The 1,124-nt window shown below is 59.3% G+C and carries 1 protein-coding gene; it reads left to right on the top strand.

Annotated features, from left to right (window positions below):
* Positions 1-659, top strand: a 659-nt coding sequence (locus G4D85_RS49095) for a hypothetical protein (RefSeq protein WP_205526041.1), incomplete at its 5' end; no start/stop codon positions are given.
* Between the last annotated feature and the right edge of the window lie 465 nt (positions 660-1,124).

Below are 1,124 nucleotides of genomic sequence, written 5' to 3'. Positions count from 1 at the left end.
GCATCTTCTTCACCATCTGCTGCTTGAAAACTTCCGAGTACGGCACGGCGTGTCTGCCTGTCCTCGCCCCCTGGGCGGTGTCACCTCAGCGAGTTAGCCGAGGCGACATCTTCCCTGACACAGGGGGGCAGCGTCCGATTGAATCGGGTACGCAGCGCCTCTTCAATGTCCGAAGTGCTCTTGGGGTAATTCGCATAAATGAAGGGATGCCAAGCGCAGATCTCGATCTGACGGTCGCCGCCAGGATCAGAGAGGGTCATCGTGCACTCGACCAGCGGGCTACTCAATGGAAATGGAACGAAAAGGACGCAGCCCAGCGTGAGACCGTGGCGCTGGCGTGCGAACTCCAAGCCCTTGCGGAGATCACTGTAGACGTCCGCCCCGTTGACGAAGAGGGTCTTGATGTCGCTCAGCTTCAGGAGTTGAACGAGCTTGATGACGCCGTCCGTGAGCAGGGCGTTGCGAACATCCGACTTGAGTTCCTTCCATCTTTTCATAGTAGGCTAGGGCGAGAGGTCGAGGTGGACCGCCTTTCCGCTCTCAAAACTTCTCCCCGCAGCCGCCGGAAGCGGGCCGAGCTTGCTGAAGAACTTGGTGGGCCCGAAGGTCTGATGAAAGTAGTGGGAAAGCTTGAGTTCGATCTGGTCCAGATGGTCTGAGGTTAGGTCGTCGGAATTCGCAACCCCGAAATCCGACAGGACGGGAATCTTGCTCCGGCGGACCTCCTCGTATGAAGGATTCCAAGCCAGGGTGGCTGCCTCAACCCCCGGTGAGAGAGCGCCGAACGCCGGAACCGGGAGACTGCTCATGCCGGTGTGACTTCTGGGAACGGGAGGCTCTTCCCGCAGTAGGCCTCGTATACAAGCTCGCAAATCGTTCATCGCTTGAGTCCAGTAGCGCCAAGAATAGATGGCCGCGTCTGTGCATGGGAGAGGCGTGGCAATGCATTGAGGATCCCTACGGGAACGTCACGCCGGAGACGATCACGCTGCGGGTTCCCCCCTGTGTCAGGGAAGATGTCGCCTCGGCTAACTCGCTGAGGTGACACCGCCCAGGGGGCGAGGACAGGCAGACACGCCGTGCCGTACTCGGAAGTTTTCAAGCAGCAGATGGTGAAGAAGATG

The sequence above is a fragment of the Pyxidicoccus trucidator genome (assembly GCF_010894435.1).
Lineage (GTDB): Bacteria > Myxococcota > Myxococcia > Myxococcales > Myxococcaceae > Myxococcus > Myxococcus trucidator.
This window is presented reverse-complemented; position numbering and strand designations above follow the sequence as displayed.